Annotated in this window: 23 protein-coding genes; 9 read left to right on the top strand and 14 right to left on the bottom strand. The window is 63.1% G+C overall.

What is annotated here, in order from left to right:
• Positions 1-373: 373 nt before the first annotated feature.
• Positions 374-544: a hypothetical protein gene (locus tag ACQ86E_RS20570; protein WP_431201536.1), complete on the bottom strand. Its 171-nt coding sequence runs from the start codon at positions 542-544 to the stop codon at positions 374-376.
• A gap of 250 nt (positions 545-794) precedes the next feature.
• Between ACQ86E_RS20570 and ACQ86E_RS20565 the strand changes: the two genes are divergently transcribed.
• Positions 795-1,028 (top strand): hypothetical protein, encoded by a 234-nt coding sequence (locus tag ACQ86E_RS20565; protein ID WP_431201535.1) that lies wholly within the window; start codon positions 795-797, stop codon positions 1,026-1,028.
• A 247-nt stretch (positions 1,029-1,275) separates the two neighbouring features.
• On the opposite strand, the gene ACQ86E_RS20560 is transcribed toward ACQ86E_RS20565, so the two are convergent.
• Positions 1,276-1,914, bottom strand: coding sequence for a Crp/Fnr family transcriptional regulator (locus tag ACQ86E_RS20560; protein ID WP_431201534.1), 639 nt, complete (start codon positions 1,912-1,914; stop codon positions 1,276-1,278).
• A complete protein-coding gene (locus ACQ86E_RS20555) occupies positions 1,853-2,092 on the bottom strand; it encodes a hypothetical protein (protein ID WP_431201533.1) in 240 nt (79 codons plus the stop codon). The genes ACQ86E_RS20560 and ACQ86E_RS20555 overlap by 62 nt, the downstream gene beginning before the upstream one ends.
• 229 nt (positions 2,093-2,321) lie before the next feature.
• Here ACQ86E_RS20555 and ACQ86E_RS20550 point away from each other — a divergent pair, with 229 nt between their 5' ends.
• From ACQ86E_RS20550 to ACQ86E_RS20530, 5 genes are all read left to right on the top strand, one after another.
• The gene (locus tag ACQ86E_RS20550) at positions 2,322-3,416 is read left to right on the top strand and encodes a cache domain-containing protein (protein WP_431201532.1); all 1,095 of its coding nucleotides are present in this window, start codon (positions 2,322-2,324) and stop codon (positions 3,414-3,416) included.
• Positions 3,385-4,296 carry a sensor histidine kinase gene (locus tag ACQ86E_RS20545; protein WP_431201531.1) on the top strand — a complete coding sequence of 304 codons (912 nt, stop codon included), beginning with the start codon at positions 3,385-3,387 and terminating at the stop codon, positions 4,294-4,296. The genes ACQ86E_RS20550 and ACQ86E_RS20545 overlap by 32 nt, the downstream gene beginning before the upstream one ends.
• Positions 4,293-4,955, top strand: a complete 663-nt coding sequence (locus ACQ86E_RS20540) for a response regulator (protein ID WP_431201530.1) — start codon at positions 4,293-4,295, stop codon at positions 4,953-4,955. The genes ACQ86E_RS20545 and ACQ86E_RS20540 overlap by 4 nt, the downstream gene beginning before the upstream one ends.
• Before the next feature lie 323 nt (positions 4,956-5,278).
• On the top strand, positions 5,279-5,653 hold the full coding sequence (locus ACQ86E_RS20535; protein WP_431201529.1) for a BA14K family protein: 375 nt from the start codon (positions 5,279-5,281) through the stop codon (positions 5,651-5,653).
• A 63-nt stretch (positions 5,654-5,716) separates the two neighbouring features.
• The gene (locus tag ACQ86E_RS20530; protein WP_431201528.1) at positions 5,717-6,328 is read left to right on the top strand and encodes a PRC-barrel domain-containing protein; all 612 of its coding nucleotides are present in this window, start codon (positions 5,717-5,719) and stop codon (positions 6,326-6,328) included.
• Between the two features lie 40 nt (positions 6,329-6,368).
• On the opposite strand, the gene ACQ86E_RS20525 is transcribed toward ACQ86E_RS20530, so the two are convergent.
• From ACQ86E_RS20525 to ACQ86E_RS20490, 8 genes are all read right to left on the bottom strand, one after another.
• Positions 6,369-7,562 carry a CaiB/BaiF CoA transferase family protein gene (locus ACQ86E_RS20525; protein ID WP_431201527.1) on the bottom strand — a complete coding sequence of 398 codons (1,194 nt, stop codon included), beginning with the start codon at positions 7,560-7,562 and terminating at the stop codon, positions 6,369-6,371.
• 85 nt (positions 7,563-7,647) lie between these two features.
• Positions 7,648-8,862 (bottom strand): ABC transporter substrate-binding protein, encoded by a 1,215-nt coding sequence (locus tag ACQ86E_RS20520; RefSeq protein WP_431201526.1) that lies wholly within the window; start codon positions 8,860-8,862, stop codon positions 7,648-7,650.
• Between the two features lie 212 nt (positions 8,863-9,074).
• Complete coding sequence (locus ACQ86E_RS20515; protein ID WP_431201525.1) at positions 9,075-9,770, bottom strand: ABC transporter ATP-binding protein; 696 nt, start codon at positions 9,768-9,770, stop codon at positions 9,075-9,077.
• A complete protein-coding gene (locus ACQ86E_RS20510; protein ID WP_431201524.1) occupies positions 9,770-10,528 on the bottom strand; it encodes an ABC transporter ATP-binding protein in 759 nt (252 codons plus the stop codon). The genes ACQ86E_RS20515 and ACQ86E_RS20510 overlap by 1 nt, the downstream gene beginning before the upstream one ends.
• A complete protein-coding gene (locus tag ACQ86E_RS20505; RefSeq protein WP_431201523.1) occupies positions 10,525-11,817 on the bottom strand; it encodes a branched-chain amino acid ABC transporter permease in 1,293 nt (430 codons plus the stop codon). The genes ACQ86E_RS20510 and ACQ86E_RS20505 overlap by 4 nt, the downstream gene beginning before the upstream one ends.
• Positions 11,814-12,761: a branched-chain amino acid ABC transporter permease gene (locus tag ACQ86E_RS20500; RefSeq protein ID WP_015688231.1), complete on the bottom strand. Its 948-nt coding sequence runs from the start codon at positions 12,759-12,761 to the stop codon at positions 11,814-11,816. The genes ACQ86E_RS20505 and ACQ86E_RS20500 overlap by 4 nt, the downstream gene beginning before the upstream one ends.
• Before the next feature lie 114 nt (positions 12,762-12,875).
• Positions 12,876-14,108 (bottom strand): branched-chain amino acid ABC transporter substrate-binding protein, encoded by a 1,233-nt coding sequence (locus ACQ86E_RS20495; protein WP_431201522.1) that lies wholly within the window; start codon positions 14,106-14,108, stop codon positions 12,876-12,878.
• Between the two features lie 268 nt (positions 14,109-14,376).
• A complete protein-coding gene (locus tag ACQ86E_RS20490) occupies positions 14,377-15,405 on the bottom strand; it encodes a fatty acid desaturase (RefSeq protein WP_431206519.1) in 1,029 nt (342 codons plus the stop codon).
• Between the two features lie 400 nt (positions 15,406-15,805).
• On the opposite strand from ACQ86E_RS20490, the gene ACQ86E_RS20485 reads away from it, so the two are divergent.
• Positions 15,806-16,033: a hypothetical protein gene (locus tag ACQ86E_RS20485; protein WP_431201521.1), complete on the top strand. Its 228-nt coding sequence runs from the start codon at positions 15,806-15,808 to the stop codon at positions 16,031-16,033.
• A gap of 21 nt (positions 16,034-16,054) precedes the next feature.
• Here the strand turns inward: ACQ86E_RS20485 and ACQ86E_RS20480 are convergent, their stop codons facing one another.
• Entirely contained in the window at positions 16,055-17,491 is a 1,437-nt protein-coding gene (locus ACQ86E_RS20480; protein ID WP_431201520.1) for a lipopolysaccharide biosynthesis protein, read from the bottom strand.
• Positions 17,492-17,774: 283 nt separating this feature from the next.
• On the opposite strand from ACQ86E_RS20480, the gene ACQ86E_RS20475 reads away from it, so the two are divergent.
• Both ACQ86E_RS20475 and ACQ86E_RS20470 read left to right on the top strand, forming a co-directional pair.
• Complete coding sequence (locus ACQ86E_RS20475) at positions 17,775-18,860, top strand: glycosyltransferase (protein ID WP_431201519.1); 1,086 nt, start codon at positions 17,775-17,777, stop codon at positions 18,858-18,860.
• Between the two features lie 104 nt (positions 18,861-18,964).
• Positions 18,965-20,041, top strand: coding sequence for an endo-1,4-beta-xylanase (locus ACQ86E_RS20470; RefSeq protein ID WP_431201518.1), 1,077 nt, complete (start codon positions 18,965-18,967; stop codon positions 20,039-20,041).
• A 20-nt stretch (positions 20,042-20,061) separates the two neighbouring features.
• Here the strand turns inward: ACQ86E_RS20470 and ACQ86E_RS20465 are convergent, their stop codons facing one another.
• Both ACQ86E_RS20465 and ACQ86E_RS20460 read right to left on the bottom strand, forming a co-directional pair.
• Entirely contained in the window at positions 20,062-21,012 is a 951-nt protein-coding gene (locus ACQ86E_RS20465) for a DUF6492 family protein (RefSeq protein WP_431201517.1), read from the bottom strand.
• A gap of 95 nt (positions 21,013-21,107) precedes the next feature.
• Positions 21,108-21,902 (bottom strand): protein-L-isoaspartate O-methyltransferase family protein, encoded by a 795-nt coding sequence (locus ACQ86E_RS20460; protein WP_431201516.1) that lies wholly within the window; start codon positions 21,900-21,902, stop codon positions 21,108-21,110.

Raw genomic sequence — 21,902 nt, 5'->3', positions numbered from 1 at the left:
GGGCAAATCTTCATATACGAGGGATCGCGCACGCGGAAGATGGCCCGGGACCGTGGCTGACCTGAAGCTGGCCGGTCGCTGCGGCGGAACGCTCGCCGCGACCGAATCGCAGGTCAGGTCCAGGCGCGGACATTAGGATGTGACCCTCATCACAAAGAGTTGCGCCGCGCCTCGCATCCTGGCCAACCCTTGCCCGGATTGTCTCGGTCGTGGCCGGACCGGCGCAGCTTGCCATTGGCTTCATCGTCGTTCCGGCAAACCAGCGGCGGGAGCTGGCGAAAGGGATCGCTGCGGTCCCTAACTCCGGTTCCTGAACGTAGGCTCCAATGGTCGACCGGGGCGAATCATCTCTTCGGCGTCGACGCTCGACAGGTCAGCCCACCAACCTCAGCCTCGCGCGCAATCTGAGGCGCTGGACCGCTCGCGTCAAAGCCGGATCGTCGACCACAAACTCGAGCATGCGCAGGATTTCCTCCTGATTGCATCTCGGCCCGGCATTTTCGCAAAGCGCGACCATTCGCTTGACCTCGTCGAGGGCCTCCACGACGATCTCCGCATCCGACAGTGCTCTGCTATCATGGCGTGACATTGCCCGACGATGCGCTTCGACGATCCATGCGCCAACGGGACAGATCGTCGCAAATTCAGGTCCGGCACCGCACCATCGCCTGATGCCCATTGGCTGGCGCCGGCGTCGGGATTTTCCTGACGACGCATGCGGACTCAGCCCGACTGTTACCCGAGGCCATCATCCTCCACATTGGAGGAGCACTCTCATCATCGGGAGATTCAAGATGCCGGTGCTCGTGCGATCAACGACGCAGAGCAAACTCACCCGTGCGATCGATGGCACCGTTTCCGCCATCCTGCGCAGATTGGCACCTGATCCGTCTGCTCTCGACACCTCCGCTTCGATCTCGAGATCCAAAAGCCGGATCGACGCCGGCGTCCAGTCGCTCCTCGGGCTGGTATGGCGGAAGGTCCTGGCCAACTACGTATGTTTTCCCGAATCGAAGACGAAGCCATGAACGGGTATATCCTGGCTGGAATGATGCTCTTCAGTGCCGGGATACTCCTGGCGCATGCTGTCGATGCATTCTTCGACCCGCACAACAGAATCTCGCGAAGCTAATTCGCCGTCTTAAGGACGCAGCATCATGTGCTGCAGCATCATGTGCTTGCGATCGAGCCCCGGGACCTGCAGAGAGCGTCACCAAATGGCGCCGGTCCCGTCAGGGAAACGTCGGGCCATTCGCCACCACGCCCGGCACCAGGTCAAGCATGGACGACGCGGAGCGCTACCGGGCCCGACACGGTGTTCTCATGAGCAGACCGGATGACATGAAAACAGTTGCAGGATGCCGCCTCCAGCTTCGGCTCGTCGACGATGACGATGCATCCGCGGCTACGGCTGATGAGTCCGGCCTCCTTCATCTCGCCGATCGCCGTCGTGATACCCGCGCGCCGCACACCGAGGGCCTGGGCCATGCAACGATGGGTGAGCGCGATCTCGTTGGTCCCGATCCGGTCGCGAGCGACCAGTAGCCACCTGGCCAAGCGTTGGGACAGATTGTGCCTCGAATTGCATGCGACGAGCTGCGAGCTGTGGATCAACGAGGCCTGTACGTATCGCAGCATCAGCTTCTCGATCTCGGAATCCGTCTTGATCAGGTCGATCAGCGCTTCCGTGCCAATGCGCAGCGCTCTGCCGGGAACGTTGACCGTACACCGGTGGGGCGACACACGCATCCCAAGCACCAGCGGAATGCCCACGAAGTCCTTCCTCCCGAGCGTATGGATCTCGACTGGCGGACTATCGCCGGCGCGGGTCGTCAGGGACGCGGCACCGGATTCAATGAAATACGCATGTTGGAGCGGAAGGCCCCGCTCCTGCAGCACTTGTCGCGCCGACATCCGGATCGACTCGCAACGGTCCAGCAACCTGGCGCGCGATAGCGCAGAGATGTGCCACGAGTTCGTTGGCGACCGTCGGCGACGGCGATAAGTCGGCGCGACCGGGCATGCGGCCCACCGCTTCGGCTGCCGCCACCGGGTTTCGCATTTCTTCCTTGACGAGGTCGAGTTTGAGCATGTCCGTCGCCTGGTGATTGACGTTTGACTATTCATGATCGTCGGACCACCTTCGTCCCAGTCGGGCTGAAGGATGGTTCCGTCAGGAAAAACCTGACACGCAAGGATTGGTCGTGCCACTTCCAAGTGCTTCAATCAGCAGACACGTCGCGCGCGATACTCCGAGATCGAGACCGGTTGCCGCAACTGGTTCGAAGAGCGCTGCGCAGCGTCCGCTGATCCTGCTCGTCATGGCGGCGGCCATTCCTCTCATCCTGTTCGCCGGCTGGGTGGTCTTTCTGAACGCCCGCCAGGACCGGACCGACTCGCGTCTTGCTGCCCTCGAAACGCTTGATCGCGTCGTGACCCGCATCTCTTCGGATCTGACTCTCCAGGTCCAGATCGCTGAAACGCTCGCGGCATCTGCGAGTCTGGATACGCCGGATCTGTCCTCGTTCTACGTCGAAGCCCTGCGCGTGAAGGAGACCCGGCCCCTCTGGGAAACAATCGAACTGGTCGACCCAAAGGGAACCCAGGTGCTCAATCTTCTGCGTCCCATCGGCGCCGATCTCGGCGCGACCGCGGATCGCGAGAATTTCGAGAGGATCCTCACGACCCGCAAGGCGGCCATCGGCGGAATTGGCCCTCTCGGTCCGATCTCGGGCAAACGCCTCGTCGCGCTCAGGGCACCCGTCGAGCGCAAGAACGAACTCAAATTCGTCCTGACGGTTGCCTTGGTGCCAGATGCTGTCAGCCAGATCCTGAAGAGCGCAGGAGCGCCGCCCGGATGGGTGGGCCTCGTCGTGGACGGCAGAGGCAACATCGTCGCACGGACCGTCGCCGAGCAGTTCGAACTCGGCCGCCCCGCCAGCGCGTCGGTGCGCGAGGCCATCTCACGGGGGTCTGAGGGCAGCTATGTCGGCACGTCACTGGAGGGAGCAGAGGTCGATTCCATCTACAAGGAACTGCCGGGCACGAGCGGCTGGTCCGTGCATTTCGGCATTCCCACGGATGAACTCCGACGCACCAGTGCGCCGTTCTGCAATCTTTCTCGCCGGTGGCGGAGCCGTCAGCCTGGCTTTGGCGCTCGCGCTGGTCTGGTTCACTGCGCGCGACATATCCCAACGCCGTGCAGAGCAGGAAGCCCAGGCCGCGCTCGCCCTCAAGGCAAGCGAGGAGCGCCGGCGTCTCATGGTCGACGCCGCGGACCTCGGAGTCTTCAGCTGGAACGTACCCACCGGCGAGGTCGTTGCCTCGCGGCGAGCGCTGGAGATGCTCAGGATCAGCCGAAGCACCGATGCCGGAGACGCAAGCATGCCTTTCGAGACGCTTCTCAACAGCATTGATCCCGCGGACCGGTCGTCGTTCGAGAAGACATTATCCCAATGCGAAAGAAGCGATGCCGTTGCCACCGAATTTCGCACCGCCCTGCCGAACGAGCGCTGGTTGCGGGTCAGTGCACGCAGTTCGCGTTTAGACGGACACAGCGCCGACGTCGTCATCGGCGTGCTTCTGGATGTCGACGTGATGAAGCGCGCGGAGTTCGATCGGCAACGTTTGCTGCGGCGACTTGGAGAAGCCGAGGAAAATGAACGCAGACGAATTTCGCGCGAATTGCACGATCAGATCGGGCAGACGGTCACCGGCCTGCTGCTCGGCCTGAAGAAGCTCGAGCAATCGATCGAGGCGACGCCTTTCTACTCGTCCCAGATCGACAAGCTGCACTGGTTGCAGGGACTTGCCAGCGGAATTGGGCGGGACATCCACCAGATCGCGGCGGACCTCCGTCCCACCGCGCTCGACGACATGGGACTTCACAGAGCCATTGAAGCATTCTGTGCCGAGTGGACCCGGCGTTTCGGAATCAATACCGACGTCCAGTTGCTCGGCCCGGTCGACCGGCTCCCGCTGGAGATCGAGATTGCCCTGTACCGCGCCATCCAGGAAGCGCTCAACAACGTCGTGAAGCATGCGAACGCGCGGACCGTGAGCCTCGTGTTCGACCGTCGAAGGGACGAACTGCGCGTCATCGTCGAAGACGACGGAACGGGGTTCGACCCGACGAAATTGTCTCGCTCCGGTCTCAATGCGTCGCGTCTTGGCCTCTCCGTCATGGAAGAACGCCTGGCGCTGCTCGGAGGTGCGCTTACCATCGAATCCGAGCACAACGTCGGAACGACGCTGTTCATGACGGTCCCATTGGCCGGAAAGGATGCCGGCGCGTGAAGCCGATCAGAATCACACTGGCAGACGATCATCCGCTCGTACTGGCGGGAATGAAAGCCCTGCTCGAACCGGTTAAGGACATCTCCATCGTGGGAGAAGCAACCGACGGACAGAATGCGATCGACATCATCGGCAAGGAACGGCCGGACATCGCAATTCTGGACATCTCGCTACCGATCATCGGTGGCATCGAGCTGGCACAACGCATCGCCGTCGATTTTCCCAACGTTCGACTACTGGCGCTCACCGTGCATGAAGATCGCGCCTACGTTCAGCCCATGATGCGGGCCGGTGCGCGCGGATATCTGCTCAAGCGATCCGCGGCCGACGAACTCGTGCGGGCGATCCGGGCCGTCGCCGAGGGAGGCGTGTATCTCGACCCTGCAATCGCCGAGAAGATCCTGCCAACGCCCTCCGGCGACCACGCGCCGTCCGGGAAGGCATCCCATCTCGACCTGACGCCACGCGAGGCCGAGGTGCTCCGCTTCATCGCTCAGGGCTTCAGCAACAAGGAAATCGCCAACCGGCTGGATGTCAGCATCAAAACGGTCGAGACACACAAGTCGAGAGGAATCGAGAAATTGGGTCTCTACACGCGTGCCGACATCGTGCGCTACGGCGTCTCGCAAGGCTGGCTCGATCACATCTCCAAAGAGTAGCACAGACGCGAAAGACCCCGACTCGGGGGCCGAGCCGGGGTCCTGCGGATAACGACGACACCGGAACGGGGGCCAGCATCGACACGATCCTGCTCTCCCTAACCGCGCGCTGCAATGGACGACGGTACGCTGCCGTGCCCGAATAATGCGAGCACGGCGAAACGTTCAAAGCGCAATTCTCCGCCTCGCCGAGATGCTGCAAAGCGTCGCAGAACGAACAGGCCCGTCTGCCTGCTCCGTACGCCTCTGTACCAACCCTGGTTGAACCTCGCACGAGGCCGCGAATTAGCCTCCCACGAAGCAAAGAGGAATGGAGACCAGAATTGATACACTCACGCATACTACCGTTTGCCGCTGCGGCGTTCATTGCAATTTCGGCCGGTGCAAGCGGAGCCGTTGCCGCCCCCAACCTCGTTCAGGGCGGCTCCCATGTTCGCTCCGACGTCGTCAACGTTCAGTGGCGCGGCGGCTGGCACCATCGGCATCATCATGGATGGCGCCACGGCTATCGACGTCCCTACGGCGTGGGACCGGCGCTTGGTGGACTCGCGGCCGGCGCCATCATCGGAGGAGCGATCGCCAACAGTCGCGCCCAGGCAGCCGAGAACGACGCCTACTGCTCACAGCGCTTCAAGTCCTATGACCCGGGTTCCGGCACGTATCTCGGATATGACGGGCAACGGCATCCCTGTCCCTGAACTGCGCGCGCGAGTCCAGAACAGCCGCACGAGCGGCGATCCAGTCAGAAGGAGTTTCTTTTCATGAGAACACAAATCACAGCGGCCGCATTGGCTGCAATCGCCCTTGCATCCGCCCCTGCCTTTGGCGAAACCGCGCTGCCGCAGTCCGGCAACGACCAGGCCAGCGGACAGCAGTCGGCGATCTCGAGTCTCCGGCAAGCCGGGTACACCGATGTCCAGGCGGCCACCGGCTCGGTGCTCATTCAAGCCAAGGACAAGTCCGGAAATCCGGTCATGTTGATCGTCAACGGGGCGCAGGGCAGGATGACCGTGGGCGCAAGCGCGGGATCAACGACCCAGACGGCGCACGCCACTGCCACGCCCGGTGGCGCTTTCACGGCAGTCCCGGCCAAGGACAGTCTGGGCTCGAAGGTGATCGGCCTCGAGGTCTATAACAACAACAAGCAGAATATCGGCACCATCAAGGACGTCGCGTTCAACGAGAACGGCGTCGACGGATACATTCTTTCCGTCGGTGGCTTTCTCGGGATCGGCGATCACTACGTCGCGGTTCGTCCGTCAGCCGTCAAGATCAGCTATGACCGCGGCGACAATCGCTGGCATGCTTCGATGGACGCGACCGCCGATCAATTGAAAGCGGCGCAAGAGTTCAAATACCCAAGCAACACCTGAGACGATCCTGCCGGGATGGCTCATTGCCGTCCCCGGCTCATCACGATGTACCGACCGCCTTGCTGTCGACCGCCGCCTGGATTTCCGCATCGCTCAAACCCGCCTCGCGGAGGACCTCGCGCGAGTGCTCGCCGAGGCGCGGAGCCATACGATGGAGGCTGGCCGGGCTTTCTGAGAATTTCGTCGCGGGACGCGCCTGCCGGATCCGCCCCTCAGTGGGATGATCGATATCCGCAAACAAGCCGACGGCGGCGAGATGCGGTTGCTCGCCGATCTCGGTGAGCCTGGCGAACGCTGTGTGCGGCACATCCAGCCGCAGCAGCAATTCCTCCCACTCAGCGGTGGTGCGGGTCGGCCCGATCTCGCTCATGCGGTCGTAGATCTTGTCGATGTTTTGCGAGCGCAGCACGGGATCGCGCACGCCGAGTTCGTCGCTTAGCTCAGGGCGGCCGACGGCTTCGAAGAAGGCGCACCAATTGTCCCCGGAATAGGGCAGCATCGTCAGCCAGCCATCCTTGGTCCGCACCGGGCGCCGGTTCTTCATCCGCTTGTAGCCGGTGGGGCCGATCGGCGGATCGAACGCGTGCCCGCCCAGCATCTCGATGCTGTTGAAGCCGGCAATGGTTTCCAGCATCGGCACTTCCACCATCTGGCCCTGCCCGGTGCGCTCGCGTCGGAACAAGGCCGCGGAGACTGCGCCGACCATTGCCATCGCGCAGATCTTGTCGCCGATGAGGCTCGGCACGAACGCCGGTTCCTCGTCAGATCCGATCGACGACGCGAGGCCCGAAGCGGCCTGGATGATCTCGTCGAAGGCGGGGCGCGCGGCCCACGGGCCGTCCTGGCCGAAGCCGGTGGCAGCCGCATAGATCAGCCGCGGATTGAGCTTTGCACAGGCCTCATAACCGAAGCCCAGCCGGGCCATCGCCGCGGGGCGCACATTGGTAACGAGGGCATCGACCGTCGGGATCAGCCTCGCCAGCGCCGCCTTGCCGTCAGGATGTTTCAGATCGAGCGCGAGGCTGCGCTTGTTGCGGTTGACCGCCATGAACTGCCCGCTCATGCCGCGGTTTCGGAACACGCCGGTGTAGCGCCAGGTGTCGCCCGCGGGCGGTTCGACCTTGATGACGTCAGCGCCCCAATCGCCGAGCATTTGCGCGGCATAGGGACCGAACAGCACGCTGGTCAGATCGAGAACGCGGATGCCGCTGAGGGGACCTGTCGGTGTCGTCATGTCTTCACTCGGGCTGGAGCAAGCAATGCGGGCACTTCCAAGCGGGCAGGGACGCGCCCTGCCCGCCTGTCACGATGTGTCAATCCTATTCGCCGAGAACGTCGCCGAACAGCTCCCATGACTTGCCGTTGAAGCGCGCCATCTGCAACTGCCGGATCGGCGTGACCTGCTCGGCCGAGGTGTTGAGCCTGATGCCCGGCAGCAGCATCGGCAGCTCGACGTCCTTGAAGGACTGCGTCTGCTTCATCAGATTGGCGCGCGTCAGATCGTTGCCGGCGCGCTGCAGCACCAGCTCCATCATCTGCGCCATGGTGTAGCCGGTGACGTTGAAGATGTCGGCGGGGTCGGCGCCCGAATTGTACGTCTTCATCCATTCGCGCCAGGCCTTCATCCCGGCGTCATTCTCCCAGCGCGGATCACCGGGATCCTTCTGGAAGGCGCCGGTGACGATGCCGACGGCATTGTCGAGGCCGGCAGGCGTCAACACGGAGCCGACGGAGTTGGAGACCGCCGGAAGAATGATCTGCGGCTTCCAGCCGAGCTCCGCGATCTTCTTGATGGCTTGCGCCGCGAATTTCGGCGTGCACTCGTTAAAGACAACATCGGCGCCGGCGGCCTTGAACTTGACGATCTGGGAGTCGACTGTCGGATCGGAGGTCTCGTAGGTGGCCTCCGCAACGATCTGGTTGACGTGCTCCCCCAAACCTTCCTTGAAGCCAGCGAGATAGTCGCGCCCGGGATCCTCGTTCGGGGTGATGACCGCGATCTTCGCGCCGGGCTTGTTCGCCAGAATCCACTTGGCGTAGATGCGGCCTTCGGTCCGGTAGGTCGGCTGCGAGCCGGTGGTCCACGGGAAATGCTGCGGATCGTTCCAGCGGCTGGCGCCACTCGACGGGAACAGTTGCGGGATCTTCTTGGCGTTGAGGTATTTTTGTGCCGCGATGTTCGGGCCGGTGCCGAGCATCGAGAACATCGCGAACACCTCATCGCTCTCGGCAAGGCGCCGCACCTGCTCGACCGTCTTTGCCGGCGAATAGGCGTCGTCCATGCTGAGCAGCTCGACCTTGCGGCCGTTGATGCCGCCCTTGTCGTTGAGCATCTTGAAATAGGCGATCTCGGCGCGGCCGATCGCCGAATAGGCCGAGGCGGGCCCCGAATATGGCATGGTCTGCCCGAGCTTGATCGTCGTGTCGGTGGCTCCGGTGTCGTAGTTTCCGGCCGTAGCGGCCGTCGCAGCGGCCAAGACTGCGATGAGAGCAATAGCTCCACGTATCAGTTGTTTTCCAGGCATGCCCGGCATCTCCTTCCCTGGCAGAGCGCATCGACGCGGGCCGAAAGGCCGTCGCCAACGTCCTCCACTTCTGTTCTTGGTTATCGTCGGCCGCATCGATCGCGATGTCGGCAATTGCGACGATAGCCTGAATAGGGCGCGGGAGATGTAGCGAAGAATTCAGATGCGTATGCGCAGCTTGCAGCCGTTCTATTCTGCGAGCCTGCCGCCTGAGGGTAAGGTCAGACCTCGAGCCATTCCTGCCGCACGGCGGCATTCGCCTTGAGCTCGTCCGGCGTTCCCTCGAACACGACGCGGCCGTGGCCCATGATGTAGACGCGCTTGGAAATGCGCATCGCGATCGACAGCTTTTGCTCCACCAGCAGAATCGCGACGCCCGCCTGAGCGATGCGCGCGATGAGATCGCCGACCTGCTGCACGATCAACGGCGCCAGACCTTCGGTCGGCTCGTCGATCATGATCAGGTCAGGATCGCCCATCAGCGTTCGGCAGGTGGTGAGCATCTGCTTCTCACCGCCTGACAGGACGCCCGCCGCGGTGTCGGCACGCGCGGCGAGATTTGGGAACATGTCGAGCATGTCCTGAAGCCGCCATTTGCCGGGACGGCTTGTGTCCTTGACGCCGAGCAGAAGATTTTGGCGAACCGTCAGGCTCGGGAAGATGTCGCGATGCTCCGGCACATAGCCGAGCCCGAGGCGCGCGATCTTGTAGCTGGGCAGGCCGACGATGTCCTTGCCCTTGAAGCGGATCGTGCCCTGCGGCGCGACCTCGCCCATGATCGCCTTGACCGTGGTGGAGCGGCCGACGCCGTTGCGGCCGAGCAGGCTCACGACCTCGCCGGCGGCGACGTCGAGATCGACGCCCTGAAGGATGTGGCTCTTGCCGTAATAGGCGTGGAGATCCCTGACCTCGAGCATCAGTGCGCCTCCTCGCCGAGATAGGCTTCCTTGACCTTCGGGTCGCGCCGGATCTCTTCCGGCGTGCCCGAGGCGATGATGTGGCCGTAGACCAGCACCGAAATGCGGTCGGCAAGGCCGAACACGACGCTCATGTCGTGCTCGACGATGACGAGGGTCTTGCCCTCGGTCAGCCGCCGGATCAGCGCCATGGCGCGCTCGGTCTCCGCATTGCTCATGCCGGCGGTCGGCTCGTCCAGCAGGACGACGGTGGCGCCGCTGGCGATGGTGATGCCGATCTCGAGCTCGCGCTGCTCGGCGTAGGTCAAGAGACCGGCCGGGACATCGCGCCGGTGCGTCAGATGGATGTCGTCCAGGATCTGCGCGGTGCGCTCGCGCACCTCGGGCAGGCTGTCGACGTTCTTCCAGAAGGCATAGCGATGTCCGGTGGCCCAGAGCACGGCGCAGCGCACGTTCTCCCACACCGACATGCGGGCAAACACGTTGGTGACCTGGAACGAGCGCGACAGTCCGCGCCGGTTGATCTCGAACGGCTGGAGGCCGGAGATGACGTCGCCGTTGAGCTTCACCTCACCCGAGGTCGGCTTGATATGGCCGCTGATCAGATTGAACGTCGTGGATTTTCCCGCGCCGTTCGGACCGATGATGGCGTGCCGTTCGCCTTTGGCGACGCTGAGATTGAGATCGCGAATGATGCTGACATTGCCGAAACGCTTTTCGACGGCGCGGACTTCGATCGCTGATACCGCTCCGCTCATGCCAGATACCCCCGGTCACGAGCGACCGTCGCAGCCCTGTCCCACGCATCGGCGATCCGCCGCCAGGTGAGCCGCGCGAGGAACGCGCCGCCGAAGACCAGAACCGCAGCACTGAGCCACGTCATCGGTGACTTCGGATTGAAGGCAATGCCGAACAGGTTGATGGCCTCCCCGCCGGAATAGCGCGCAACCGTCTCGATGGTCAGGATGACGCCGCAGGCAAGCGCCAGGGTCGGCACGATTGCGACGAGATAGGACGGGATCACCGTCCACAGCGTTCCGGCACGAACCAGCGGCCGGTGCATCATCAACAGGCCCGCGATGCCGCCGGGCGAGAACATCACAATGCCGATGAAGATGATGCCGAAATAGAGCTGCCAGACGCTGGTGACGCTGGTCAGGCCAAGCTGGAGATAGGTGACGAGGATCGCACCGAGAATGGGGCCGAAGAAATAGGCGGTGCCGCCAATGAAGGTGGAGAACAGCACGAGGCCGGACTGGATCGCGCCGAGATAGGCGGAGTTGGCGATCTCGAAATTGATCGCGGCCAAACCGCCGGCAATGCCGGCAAAGAAGCCGGCGAAGCAGAAGGCGAGATAGCGGACCACATGGGGATCGTAGCCGATGAACTGGACGCGCTCCGGATTGTCGCGGACCGCGTTGCTGATGCGCCCGAGCGGCGTGCGGGTGAGCGCGTACATCGCGATCGCCGCCAGCACCAGCCAGAACGCAATCAGATAGTACACCTGGAGCTGCGGCCCGAACGACCAGCCGAACATCTTCGGCAGCGCGGTGCGGTCCGTGGTGATGCCGGATTCGCCGCCGAACACCGAGCGCAGGATCAGAGAGGACGACGCTACCAGCTCGCCGATGCCGAGCGAGATCATCGCGAACACGGTGCCGGCGCGCTTGGTCATGACCCAGCCGATGATGACAGCGAAGATCAGGCCGCCAAGGCCGCCGAACAGCGGAATGAACGGCAGCGGGATCGGCCAGCCGTGCGACACCACCGCATTCATCATGTGGCAGGCCGCGAAGCCGCCCAGCCCGTAGTGGACGGCGTGACCGAACGACAAGAGGCCGGTCTGGCCAAGCAGGATGTTGTAGGACAGCGCGAAGACGATCGCGATGCCGATCAGGCTGAAGGACGTCAGCGAACCGCCTGAGGAGAAGATCATCGGCAGGACGATCAGCATGGCGATGCCGATCAGCCAGACGCCGTAGAAACGCAGGCCGTCGCCGGCGGGCTTGCCCGTCATGTTCGAGGTCGAAGTCGTTGCAGTCGTCATGACTCGCGCGTCCCCATCAGGCCCAGGGGGCGAACGATCAGAATGAGCACCAGCAGCATATAGGGAACGATCGGCGCGACCTGTGCGATCGTGACGTTCCAGATGTCGGTGAGGACGGACGGTCCCGACGACGGATCGAGCGGGCCGAACGCGCTGGCCAGCGAGCCATCGAGCGCCACCGCGAACGTCTGCACCAGCCCGATGACGAGCGAGGCGATGAAGGCACCGGGCAAGGAGCCGAGGCCGCCGAACACGATGACGACGAACAGAATAGGCCCAAGCGAAGCGGCCATGTCGGACTGCGTCACCAGAGCAGGACCGGCAATGACGCCGGCCAGGCCGGCCAGCGCACTGCCGACGCCGAACACCGCCATGAAGACGCGCCCGACATTGTGGCCGAGATGCCCGACCATGTGGGGATGCGTCAGCGCCGCCTGTACGATCAGGCCGACGCGGGTGCGCTTGAGCACGAGCAGCAGCGCCACGAAGATCACGACCGACACGGCCAGCATGAAGATCTTGTAGGCGGGATAGTTGGTCGAGAAGATCGTGAAGGCCGGGAAGTCGAGCAGCGCCGGCACGCGATAGTCGACCGGGCTCTTGCCCCAGATCATCGACACGATCTCTTCGATCGCAAAGGCAAGACCAAAGGTCAGCAGCAACTCCGCGACATGGCCGTGCTTGTGGGTGTTGCGCAGCCCGTAGCGCTCAACCGCCATGCCGATGGCGCCGACCAGCAGCGGCGCCAGCACCAGCGCGGGCCAGAAACCGATCCATTTGGTGAGCTGGAAGCCGAAAAAGGCGCCGAGCATGTAGAAGCTGGCATGGGCGAAGTTGAGCACGCCCATCATGCTGAAGATGACGGTGAGCCCGCTCGACAACAGAAAGAGCAGCATGCCGAACAGCACGCCGTTCAGGGTCGAAATGACAATCAGTTCAAGCACAGTGCACTCGTCTCTGGCCGGGGCCCGGCGGTCCCGGTGAATCCGATCAAACGTCGTCCGGCCGTCGTCCTCCCGCAGCCCATGACGGCTGCGGGAGAACGACGATCCCAGCGATTACGGCCGCGCCATCTTGCAGGTCGTGGACACCATGGCCTGCGGCGTGTCGACCCTGGAGACCAGATGCCAGCCCCAACCGGTGCCCTCCTCGTCGAACGGCTCGTTGGCGGCGAGCTTGCCGAAGGAGGAGATGTAGATCGGCTGGAAGAACTGGTGGTCGTCCTTGCGCATGAAGCCCTGGCCACCGTCCAGCACTTCGAACTTCAAATCCTCGAGCGCCGCGGCGACCTTCAGCGGCTCGATCGAGTTGGCCTTCTCGGCCGCCGCCTTGAACATCCGCATCTCGTTGACTGCACGCGGATACCACAGCGAGATACCGACCTTGGCGCGGAACGCCTTCTCGAAGTCCATCGCAGTCTGGTTACCGGAATTGGCAAAACCTTCGGTGATCTGGAAGACCTGATGGTCGAGGCCGGTCTGCTTGATCGCGGTCGGACCGCCGGCGCCGCCGGCATAATAGGTGTACCAGTTGACCTTCAGCCCGGCATCGGCGGCGGCCTTGAGCAGCAGCGCGATGTCCTGGCCCCAATTGCCGGTGATGACGCTGTCGGCGCCGGACGCCTTGATCTTGGCGATGTAGGGCGAGAAGTCGGTGACCTTCAGCAGCGGATGCAGCTCGTCGCCGACGATCTGGATGTCGGGCCGCTTGGCACCCAGCATCTTGCGCGCATCGGTGCGTACCGACTGGCCGAACGAATAGTCCTGGTTGATCAGGTACACCTTTTTGACCGAAGGCGTGTCCTTCACGTAATTGGTGAGCGCTTCCATCTTGATGTCGGAGCTCGCATCCCAGCGGAAATGCCAATAGCTGCACTTGTCGTTGGTCAGGCTCGGATCGACCGCGGCATAGTTGAAGTACAGCACTTCTTTGCCGGGATTGCGCGAATTGTTCTTGGTGACGAAATCCGAGAGCGCGGCGCCGACGGACGAACCGTTGCCTTGCGTGATGTAGTGGACCCCGGCGTCGATCGCCTTCTGGGCCTGCACCAGGCTCTCCTGCGGATTGGTCTTGTTGTCGAGACCGATGATCTCGATCTTCTTGCCGAGGATGCCGCCCTTGGCGTTGAGCTCGTCGGCCAGATACTGGAATGTCTTCAGGCCACCTTCGCCGACGCTGGCGCCGCCGCCGGAGAGCGGATCGATATAGCCGATCTTGATGGTATCCTCGGCCGAGGCGGCTTGACCGAGCATCGGGGCGATCACGGCAATGGCCAAAGTGAGCTTGCGCATTGTTTTTGTTTCCTCGCTGGATTTCGACTTTAGTCGATAGTGCATGCGCATATTACTGCGCAATTTCAGACCCCTAATGAGCAGAACGAGCTTTGATTGACAAGCTCAACATGACATGGCTCCAGCCGCCGCTACGGCAAAATGTAAAGGCGATTGCCCATCTCTTTTGCAAGCCTTTTGCAAGAATTTTCTTTTGCAGGAATTTCCGCATTGAGAAATAGATCGCAGGCCGGATCGCGCTGGTCTCTTAACATGATACGGGCGGGCGTCAGGTCCCGACAGATCGGGCGTGGACCCGAGCGCGTGCTTCGGCAAAGGAGACGAGCTGCAGCCGCTCCTCATCCCACAAAACCAGCGGTACGGACTTCAAACTCTGCAACAGCGTCATCCGTCCGATGTTCGCAAGCTGCGGATGGTCACGCAACACATCCGGCAATCGATAGCAGGGAATTCGGCTGGATAAATGATGGATGTGGTGGATGCCGATATTCGCCGTGAACCATCGCAACACGCCCGGTAAATGGTAGTGGGAACTGCCATGCAGCGCAGCTTCGTGGAAGCTCCAGTCTTCGCCGTGGGACCAGTACGTGTCCTCGAACTGATGCTGGACATAGAACAGCCAGACACCGATCGACGCCGCCAGAACCACGATCGGCAGATGCACCAGCAGGAACGGACCGTATCCGACCAGCCACATCGCCGCGGCGACGAAAACCGCGATTGCGGCATTGGTGCCCATCGTGCTCAGCCAGGGCTTCCAGCCGCCACGCATCATCCCCACCGGCAATCGATGCTTCAGGATGAACAGATAGGTGGGACCGACGCCAAACATGACCAGGGGATGCCGATAGAGACGATAGAGCAGCCGGCGCCATCGCGACTGTGTGTGAAACTCGCGCAGGGTCAATGTATCGATGTCGCCAAGGCCCCTGTGATCGAGATTGCCGGAGCCCGCATGATGGTGTGCATGGTTGTGCCGCCAGTAATCATAGGGCGTCAGCGTCACGACGCCGATGGCTCGGCCGACCCAGTCATTCACGACCCGGCTGCGGAAGAACGAGCCGTGTCCGCAATCGTGCTGGATCATGAAGAGGCGGACGAGCAAGCCGGCTGCCGGGACCTCGAGCAGCAGGCCGAGCCAATAGCCGTTGTCAAAAGCATGCCAGGCCAGAATCCAGATGGCCAGGAAGGGCACTGCGGTGATTATGAGTTCGAGGACGCCGCGAGCGCTATCGGGCTCGCGATAGCGGGCGAGCAGCTGCGCCAACGCGCGGATGTCCGGCATACTTTGAGGCATATCTGGTCTATTTCCGAACATGCCCGCCCAGGAAGGCACGCTTCTCGCGCACGACTTCGGCAGAGGCTTTAGGGTGGGTGTTCCCCACGCAGTCCTATAGTGGTCCGTGCGTGGATGAATCGCCGGGCCATATTGCACAGTTCGGAGTCCAACAGTACCCCTAAACCGCACGGCGCGTCACGAATTCAGGCAGATCCAGGCCGCCATGAGGTCGCAGGAAGACAAAAGCGCCGATGGCCGCGGCGTGACAACGCGTCGGGGAGCAAGATTTGCCTAACGCGCCCGGCGCCGGCCCTGCTAAGCTGAGGGGATCCTCGATCAGGCGTGGACCTGCATGACAAGCCCGGGACCGTGAGGGACGACGACTAAGGTATTCGCGCGAAAGGATCCAGGACAGTCAATGAAAAAGCCGATCATAATTGCGGACGAGATTGAGCCGAGAATCGTGCAAAGGGCTGACATCGCGCCGACTGAGGGCTTCTCGCTGGTGGTCGATGGTCACTTCAAAACGCATTACGACGACGCAGATGCCGCTCAGAAAGCCGGCGCCGAGCTGTTGGGCTGGTTTCCCATGTTGCAGGTCCTGATCTACGATGCTGCGACCAGGACGAGATCCCCGCTGCAATAGTTCCCGGCCAAGTGCATCTAGCTAGACGCCCAGTGCCTTGCGGTTGAACGTCCGCAGGAAACGGAGCGAGAGCGTTCGCACATTCGCGACGTTGAGGAGCCACGCCGCGGCGACATAAGCGAGTCCGCCCACCAAGCTCACGACGATGAGCGAGACGATGCCGGTGCCGCCGACCTGCGATCGCGCAACGAGGATGGCGCCTGCCATCGCTGCAGCCGATACCACCACGCCGGCGAGGCGATTGAAGTCGAACGGCACGGGATGGGCGCGCCTCATCAGGACGACGGCCACGACGAAGCCGATCGCCTCGGTCGCGAGCGTCGCAAGCGCCGCGCCGTAGAGGTCGTAGCCGGCGACCAGTGCGAACATCAGGGCCACGCTGACGACCAGCGTGAGGAAGGATTGCGCCGCCAGCATGAAGGGCCGTTCGGCGAGCTGGAAGCTGATCTGCACATAGAACTGATTGGCGATGCCGAACAGCCGGGCCAGTACCAGGGTCGGCAGCAGCGCCGCCACGCCGACGCGGAAGTCGATACCGACGAGGGTGCCCGCGACCTGGTCCGCCGCAAGCGCGAGCCACACCGCGACCGGCGCAACGACGACGAGCAGCAGCTCGAGGCTTTCACTCAGCCGCTGCCGCGTCGTCTCGTCGTTCTTCTCCGACAATGACCGGAACACCAGGGGCACGGTGGCCGCGGCGACGCTTGACGCGATCATGACCATGAACTGGCGCGGCAGATCGGCGGCGACGCCAAAGATGCCGGCGGCGTCTTTGCCGAGCAGATACGCGACGATGAGCCGGTCGCAGGCCGAATAGACCGCAACGGACAATCCGGCCAGCGTCAGCGGCAGGCCGTAGCGCGCCAGCTGCATGAACTGGCTGCGCTGGAAGCGCGCGATCCTGGTGCGATCGCCGACGAGGTTGAGCACGATGCCGGTGAGCGAACCGAGACCGAACGCAGCGAGCAACCCCAATCCACCCCAGCCGAGCCAGATGCCGAGCAGGCCGAAGCCGACGCTCGCCACGCTGCGCACGATCGAGATCGCGGCAAACCGATAAGGCCGCAATTTGGCGCGCTCGAACTCCTGACCGACATCGACCGCATTGGCCATGATCGCGACGAACATGCTGGCAAACAGCAGCTCGACGCTGACATCGCTGCGGAACAGGAAGACCAGCGGCGTGGTGGCACAGAGGACCGCGGCCGTGAGCCCGAAGGCGACCATTGCCGTACCGCGAAAATCCACCTCCGCCGACATCGCCTGATAGCGCGACACCGACAGCTTGATCCAGGCGAAGAAGATCGCGCCCAGAATGCCGGCAAGGCTGATGCCGACGACATAGACGCCGTACTCCGCCGGCGTCAGCAGCCGCGTGTAGGCCGTGACCGCGAAGAAACCCACCGCCGCAGGCAGGATATAAGCGACGAGATAGATCGAGAAATGTCGGTTCAGCATGCGGACACGGCACCGGCGGCGCGACTGTCGCGGCCGTTCATCAGTTGGAGGCTTGACGATCGGAGGCCTTGACGATCAGGGGCTTGGCAATCGGACTGCGGCGCAGCATCCCCGAAGAGTGTCACATAAGTCTGCAAATCGGGCCGCGAACGCGACCAGCCGGGGGATTTCGCGCGTTAGCGTTAAATTTGCCCTTTCCTTGCAGGGCATGGCGCGATCACAGAAAAGAAACCATGATTTTTAAACGTCGTCCGACGTTTCCCAGTGCCTGGACCTGACTGACATGGACGTTGCAGAGCGAATTGAGGCAAACCCGGTCTCGCTGCCGCACGGCGGCATCGAAGCTCCCCTGGTGCCGGCGGCCCTAGACGGCGGCGAGCGGATGACGCTCAACCTGTTTTTCGAAGAGCGGGACGACCGCTGGTTTCCGGGCGACCGCCACATCCGGCCGTTGCTGCGACGCCTGCTGCTCGGCAGGTCCTGGATCAGCGGCCAGAGGCGCGTGTTCCTCAATCTCTGCGCCGGACTCGACAGGATCGGCGTCCGCTATCGCGTCAACGACTACGGCCATATCCGCAAGCATCCTGAGGAACTCGCCTGCATCATCGGGCGGCCCTTCGTGCTCGACTGGTTCGCATGGAAGAACCCGCTCCTGCTCGGAGTGGCCATGTACGACCATCCGATCGACGCACCGGACAGCCTGAAGGATCTGGACGTCAAGGCCATCCTGGTGCCCTGCGCCTGGTATGCCGACATGTTCCGGCCCTTTTGGCCGCGTGTCGACGTCTGGCCGGTCGGCATCGAGACGGATTCGTGGCCGCCCGCGCCTGCCGAACAAAAGAGCGTCGACGTGCTGCTCTACGACAAGGTGCGCTGGGACCACGCGCGCTACGAGACCGAGCTGATCGAGCCGATCCGCAGACACCTTGCAGCAAGCGGCCGCACGGTCGAGGTGATCCGCTACGGCCACTATAAGGAAGACGATTACAAGGCGGCGCTGGCGCGCAGCCGCAGCATGATCTTCCTCTGCGAGCATGAGAGCCAGGGCATCGCCTGCCAGCAGGCATTGTCGAGCGGCGTCCCCGTGTTCGCCTGGGACCGCGGCGGGCCATGGCAAGACCCCCAGTATTTTCCGAACAAGGTGGTATATGAAGGCGGCGTGTCATCGGTACCCTATTTCGACGCCCGTTGCGGCATGACCTTCACCGATGCGGATGGCTTCACCGCCGCCTGGAACGACTTCTGGTCGCATGTCGGCGCCGGCGGCTTCGCACCTCGCGATTATGTGATGGACAATCTGACGCTGGAAAAGGGCGCGCTTCACTATTGCGGGATTGCGGAAGCCGCGATGCAGCGTCACGCGCGTTGATGCGCGACGCCCCGGGCAACGGTTAACCCAACCACGGGAAACCCCGGCGTCGCGACGCGACGCTTGGTACATTGGCGCGTTGCTCCCCAAAGGAACGTCCCAAATTGGTCAAGCTCGACAGACGCGAATTTCTGATCGGCGGTGCCGCTGCGCTTGCGGCGGGCGCATCGGCGTCTGCGGTGCCAGTGGTGCCAGCGTCGAAACTTGCCCAGCGCCGTCCGGGCTTCGGTGCCGCGGCCACGCTCTGGGACCTGCAGGCCGATCCCAGACTCGGTGAAGCCATCAGCACCTATTGCACGCAGGTGGTGCCGGTGCTCGAGCTGAAATGGCCGATGCTGCGGCCGAACGCGCACACATTCAACTTCGAGCGCGCCGACGCCATCCTGGATTTCGCACGCGATAACGATCTGACGATGCGCGGCCACACGCTCGCCTGGTATCACGACATTCCGGACTGGACCAAGCAGATCAAGGATACCAAGGGCGTGGAGCGCGCCTATGTCGACCACATCGGCACCGTCGTCTCCTATTACAAGGACAAGCTGACGTCGTGGGACGTCGTCAACGAGCCGATCCCGGACAATCCCAAGAAGATCACCGACCGGCGCGACACGTTCTGGACCCAGCACCTGGGCAGCAACTGGATTCCGCTCGCCTTCCGCACGGCGGCCGCGGCCGATCCCTTCGTCAAGCTCGCGATCAATGAATACGACATCGAGTCGGCAAAGGACTCGTTCATCGCCAAGCGCGCGGCCTACCGCAATCTCATCATGGACCTGCTCGACCGGGGCGTGCCATTGCACGCCGTGGGACTGCAATCGCATCTGCACGCCGAGCTCGATATCGACACGCATGGGCTGGCCGAGTTCGTCACCGAGCTGCGCTCCTGGGGCCTCGACGTCCTCGTCACCGAGCTCGACGTCGACGACCAGAAGCTGGCGGGCAGTCCGGCGGAGCGCGACGCCATCGTCGCCAGGCGCGTCAACGATTTGCTGACGGCGATTTCGACCAGCGGACCGGCACGCTCGATCCTGACCTGGGGCCTTTCGGATCGCTACAGCTGGATCAACGGCACCTTCGCCCGCGCGGACAAGCAGCCGAACCGCCCGCTGCCGCTCGACGGCGAATTCAAGCCGAAGCCGTTCATGGACGTCATCAGCAAGTTCACGAAGGATGCTTGAGCTGCGGCTTTAGCCCAGCCCTAGCGCGTCTTCGGCGCCTCGAACTCGGCGACGTCCCCGATGTGATCGGGAGACAGGCTCGGGCCGCGCCGGTCGCGCGAATTCAGCCGGAAGACGTCGCGGATGTCGTCGATCGAGGTCGACGAATAGGACTGGATGCAGAGCGCGACCTGCTCGGGCGAAGCGGCACGCATCATCGCCTCGATCGCAGGACGGTCGAGACGCGTATCGTCCCAGTGCGAGACCGCGATGCTGTCTTCCGTCACCCGATGGGCGGCCAGCTGCTTCGGCGAATTGGCGACGAAGTGACCGTAGAGCAGATATTCGGAAAACTTCTTCTTGCGGCACAGCGCCAGAACCCAGTTCAATCCCGTCGCCGACTTGATGGCATCGGTCATGGCGCGCGCGGTGTCCTTGTCCCAGACCAGCGCGTTGCCGACATAGTCGTCAGCGGGGAAGGAGCGATCCTTGATCCCCAGAAGCTGATCGACGGTGCGGAGCCACAGGACATGCAAGGGGTGATCGGCGTCGATGTCCTTGCGGGTGACGAACAGCGGCGTCTTCTCGGCACCGGCATATCGGCTCACGTCGAATTCGCGGAAGAACAGATTGTCGGAGTCCAGGATGCAGACACGCTGCTCCGGCGCATTGAGGACGCCGGCGATCTTGAGGATCTGCTGGATGTGCCAGCCGTGGACGGGTAACGAGAGCAGCGACAGCCAGACCCGGCGGCTGCTCATGAACTGGAGCGCCGGCGGCAGCGCGAACAGCCATTTCGGCAGATAATGCGAGGCCGGAACGATGACGCGCTTGTCGGAAGCAAACGGCGCAAACAGCGGCACGTCCTCATCGTTAACGAGAACATAATGCCGCGTATATCCCGTCAGCCAGGTGTCGATGCTCTCGACGAGCAGCGAAAACCGTTCGATATCCTTGGCGTAGCTGGCTGTCAGCAGGGCAACGGAATGCATAATGCGTGCTCAAATGGCCATGACCCCGCACTCATACAGGCGCATGGTGACGCCGGAAACTCACAATCTGAATCAAGGTAAAATGAATCGAAGCATTAGCCATCCGACGGCAGCCCCTGCTCTATTCCCCGAAAACGCAGCGGCGCCAGGGCGGAGGCGCGCTGCCACCAGTCGGCGACGCGGTCATCCAGCGCGGTCGTACCGCGGCCCCGGCCGGGAAAGATCCGGATCTGCTGCACCGCTTCGGCCTCGAACCCCTTGCCCTTGCGTGTGATCTTGAGCGCGGCACCTTCGCGGTCGCGCTGGGTCAGCGGCACCAGAAGGCGCCCGCGCGGGCGGAGCGACTGGAGCCAGAGCGGATGCGGCTGCGAGAATCCGGCGTGCACGATGATCACGTCGGCCGGTGCGCCGAGATGCCTGCATCCGTCACCGTGCACGACCTCGACATTGCCATAGGCGCGAAGGTTGGTCGCGGCGCGAGCGGCGAGCCGCTCATCGCATTCGATGGCGTGCACCCTGCCCCTGGGACCCACGATTTTCGACAGCACCGCCGAGAAATAGCCGAGCCCGCAGCCGATCTGGACCACGCGGTCCTTCTCCCCGACGTCGAGCAGATCGACGAAATGCGTCCACAGGCTCGGCAGTCCGGTGTCGAGCTTGCGGCGCGCGTCGATCGCGACCAGTACGTTGTCGTAGAGATGAACGGGATCGGCGTCAGGCGTCAGGCGGTAGCTGCGCGCCGCCTCGCTCTTGATGCGCCAGGGACCTTTCGCCAGAAAATCCTCGCGCGGCACGGCACCGAGCGCCGCGAGCAGGCGCGGTGAGGAAATCCGCTCCCGCCTGGCAATCAGCGCGACGTAGCGCGCACGCGCGGCGGCAACATCGCTCAT

Origin of the sequence: Bradyrhizobium betae (assembly GCF_050632175.1) — a bacterium.
In the GTDB taxonomy this organism is placed as follows: domain Bacteria; phylum Pseudomonadota; class Alphaproteobacteria; order Rhizobiales; family Xanthobacteraceae; genus Bradyrhizobium; species Bradyrhizobium betae_B.
The sequence above is the reverse complement of the archived record's forward strand: the minus strand, read 5'-3'. Positions and strand labels throughout refer to the sequence as shown.